At 63.9% G+C, this 2,465-nt stretch carries 4 protein-coding genes and 1 pseudogene; 2 read left to right on the top strand and 3 right to left on the bottom strand.

The genetic code is table 11. From position 1 onward, the window contains the following. Positions 1-465, top strand: a pseudogene (locus tag QN345_RS17965) (glycosyl transferase); the annotation flags it as partial. Positions 466-588: 123 nt separating this feature from the next. On the opposite strand, the gene rplT reads toward QN345_RS17965, so the two are convergent. From rplT to infC, 3 genes are read right to left on the bottom strand one after another with little or no spacing between them, the layout of a single operon-like run. Beyond that, positions 589-975, bottom strand: a complete 387-nt coding sequence (gene rplT / locus QN345_RS17960) for a 50S ribosomal protein L20 (RefSeq protein WP_134446990.1) — start codon at positions 973-975, stop codon at positions 589-591. A 27-nt stretch (positions 976-1,002) separates the two neighbouring features. Continuing rightward, a complete protein-coding gene (rpmI, locus tag QN345_RS17955) occupies positions 1,003-1,197 on the bottom strand; it encodes a 50S ribosomal protein L35 (protein ID WP_134446988.1) in 195 nt (64 codons plus the stop codon). Then, a complete protein-coding gene (gene infC / locus QN345_RS17950) occupies positions 1,190-1,774 on the bottom strand; it encodes a translation initiation factor IF-3 (protein WP_134446986.1) in 585 nt (194 codons plus the stop codon). Before infC ends, rpmI begins: the two co-directional genes overlap by 8 nt. A 277-nt stretch (positions 1,775-2,051) precedes the next feature. On the opposite strand from infC, the gene QN345_RS17945 reads away from it, so the two are divergent. Further along, positions 2,052-2,399 carry a DUF1844 domain-containing protein gene (locus QN345_RS17945; RefSeq protein ID WP_323509006.1) on the top strand — a complete coding sequence of 116 codons (348 nt, stop codon included), beginning with the start codon at positions 2,052-2,054 and terminating at the stop codon, positions 2,397-2,399. Positions 2,400-2,465 lie beyond the last annotated feature (66 nt).

Below are 2,465 nucleotides of genomic sequence, written 5' to 3'. Positions count from 1 at the left end.
ACGTGCCGCAGGAACGCTTCGACCGCCGCCGCGACCGTCATCGGCCGGTGTGATTCCAATTGTTCGGGTGCCGCGGCGAACGCCGGCGACTCCGGCTCCGCTCCCTCCGGCGCGGGTTCGGATTCCGCGACCTCGTCCGAGCTCACCGCCCTGCTCACGGCCTCGACGGCTCGCTGGGCCGCGGCGGTCGACGGATCGCAGTCCGCTGCGACGCTCGAACTGTCCACCGGCGTCGCCGTGATGGCGATCGGCGGCTGGAGCAGTGACCCGACGCCGACCCTCGCCGAGTTCCAGGCGTACGTCGCGACCGGTGACGTCGGCTACTACATCTCCGGAAGCCAGGGCGGCGGCATGGGCGGCGGCGACAGCACCGCGACGGCCATCGCGACCTGGGTGGCCGCGACATACACCGCGACCACGGTCGGCGGCTCGACGGTCTACGACCTCTCGACCCCCACCGCCTGACCCGGTTCCGGGCGCGGGAACGCAAAAACGGGAGTGGGCCCTGGGGCCCGCTCCCGTTTTGGGTGATGCGGAGTGCTGGTGGAACGAACTGCTCGCGAACTGAACGGCGCTGAAGCGTGAAGGCTAGGCCTTGACCTTCGGTGCGGACGTGTCGGCGGGCAGTGCTGCCTTGGCGCTCTCGACGATGGCGGCGAAGGTGGCCGCTTCGTTGACCGCGAGGTCGGCGAGGATACGACGGTCGACCTCGATGCCGGCCAGGGCGAGGCCCTGGATGAGGCGGTTGTAGGTCAGGCCGTTCTGGCGGGACGCAGCGTTGATCCGCTGGATCCACAGGCGACGGAAGTCACCCTTGCGTGCACGACGGTCACGGTAGCTGTAAGTGAAGGAGTGAGTGAGCTGCTCCTTGGCCTTCGTGACCAAACGGGAGCGCTGGCCGCGGTAACCCTTGGCGCGCTCGAGGATGACGCGGCGGCTCTTGTGAGCATTGACCGCTCTTTTTACTCTTGCCATTTTCTTGTTCCTTTAGGGGTACGGGGTCTAGCGACCGAGAAGCTTCTTGATGACCTTGGCGTCGGCCTTGGCCAACACCTGGTCGTGGTTCAGGCGGGACTTGCGCTGGGTGCTCTTGACCTCGAGGTTGTGGCGCAAACCGGCCTGCTGCTTCATGATCTTGCCGCTGCCGGTTACCTTGAAGCGCTTCTTAGTCCCGGAGTGGGTCTTCATCTTAGGCATTTTTTTCCTCCTGTTTCGCTGCCTTATCAGCAGCTCTATGTGCATTGGCCTCTGCCTTGGCCTCTGATTTGTTCTTCAGTGGGCCAATCACCATGACCATGTTTCGACCGTCGATAGTCGGGCTCGATTCGACCGAACCGAATTCCGCGACATCCTCGGCAAATCTTTGGAGCAGTCGTACGCCCTGGTCGGGACGGGACTGTTCACGGCCACGGAAAAGAATCATGGCCTTGACCTTGTCGCCGGCCTTGAGGAAGCCTTCGGCGCGTTTGCGCTTGGTCTCGTAGTCGTGCGTGTCAATCTTGAGGCGGAACCGAACTTCCTTAAGAATGGTGTTCGCCTGGTTGCGCCGGGCCTCCTTGGCCTTCTGCGCAGCCTCGTACTTGAACTTGCCGTAGTCCATGATCTTTGCGACCGGCGGCTTGGAGGTAGGGGCAACCTCGACGAGGTCCAGATCCGCCTCCTGTGCCATGCGCAGTGCGACGTCAATGGCCACGACCCCGATCTGCTCGCCGGCGGGGCCGACAAGACGGACTTCAGGGACGCGGATACGGTCATTTGTACGGGGATCGCTGATGCGTCTCTCCTTCTCTCATGCATCGTGACTACAGCCAGGCAACGGATGCCGCCTGGCGACGAAGAGAGGAAAATCGCGTGCGAAATGGTGGAGCGTTATTGCTCAAACACTGCGTACGGCACCCTGTCTACCTTCGCGCCACTGTTTCCAGTGCCACGACGGCGGAGTGCAAACAACCCGGTAACCTTTGTGAAGCGGTATGCGCGGGTGGGAGATTATCCACTTTCGTACCGAGATAAATACCTCGGAGCCCGGACGAGTCTAACAGAGGAATGCAGTGACCAGTAGCACAAGCCAGGATGCCAGCCAGGAAACCCGCGATATCGCCGATGTGGCCGCCGTGGAGATCATCACGACGGCGTGCGTGCACCTGATGAGCGCCGCTGCGGTGAAGTGCGGGCTTGCCGACGACCCCGACACGCAGATCGACCTCGACGAGGCCCGGAAGCTCATCAACGCCCTCGCCGGGCTCGTGACGGCGGCCGCCCCCGACATCGCCGACATGCACGCGCGGAGCCTGCGCGACGGGCTGCGTTCGCTGCAGCTCGCGTTCCGCGAGGCCTCCGCGATCCCGGACCCGATCGGCGCGGGCCCAGGCGAGAAGTACACCGGCCCGGTCGACTAGCCCGATCACCCTTCCCTGAGGTGTCGCATATCGACGTTCCCGCGACCCGCGAACGTCGATATGCGA

The organism is Cryobacterium sp. 10I1 (genome assembly GCF_035019805.1).
Classification (GTDB): Bacteria; Actinomycetota; Actinomycetes; order Actinomycetales; family Microbacteriaceae; genus Cryobacterium; species Cryobacterium glucosi.
The sequence above is the reverse complement of the archived record's forward strand: the minus strand, read 5'-3'. Positions and strand labels throughout refer to the sequence as shown.

Excerpts from the sequence above, each read along its gene's own strand:
- rplT (WP_134446990.1), bottom strand. The coding sequence starts at position 975 with ATGGCAAGAGTAAAAAGAGCGGTCAATGCTCACAAGAGCCGCCGCGTC.
- rpmI (WP_134446988.1), bottom strand. The coding sequence starts at position 1,197 with ATGCCTAAGATGAAGACCCACTCCGGGACTAAGAAGCGCTTCAAGGTA.